Genomic DNA, 338 nt, shown 5'->3' with positions numbered 1-338 from the left:
TTCTTGTCGGGCCGGTGGGGTCCGGTCCAATCGATTACCGGAGGTGGATGATGGCCGATTTCGGTGCGTCTTATGCGGAGATGGAGCAGGTGGCTTCGTCGCTGTCGCAGGCTCGTGATGACATTCAGGGTCAGCTGGACACTCTGAAGGGGCAGGTGGACAACCTGCTGGGTGAGGACTTCAAGACGCAGCACGCGTCGGGCAAGTTCGGTGAGGGTTATGGGGAGCTGACCACGGGTCTGAAGCAGGCTGTGGATGGCATCAATGACATGTCGGAGTCGCTTCTGGGCATGATGCGTGCGATCCAGGATCTGGACACGCAGCTCGCCGGCGGCTGA

General features: G+C 60.7%; 1 protein-coding gene. It reads left to right on the top strand.

What is annotated here, in order from left to right; all coding sequences use genetic code 11:
• Window positions 1-338: WXG100 family type VII secretion target (locus AC1DCT_RS18140; RefSeq protein ID WP_477430582.1), on the top strand; the 338-nt coding region annotated here is incomplete at its 5' end.

The organism is Microbacterium sp. 10L49, assembly GCF_056395125.1.
Note: the sequence above shows the minus strand (reverse complement) of the source record. Positions and strands in the feature narration are given on the sequence as shown.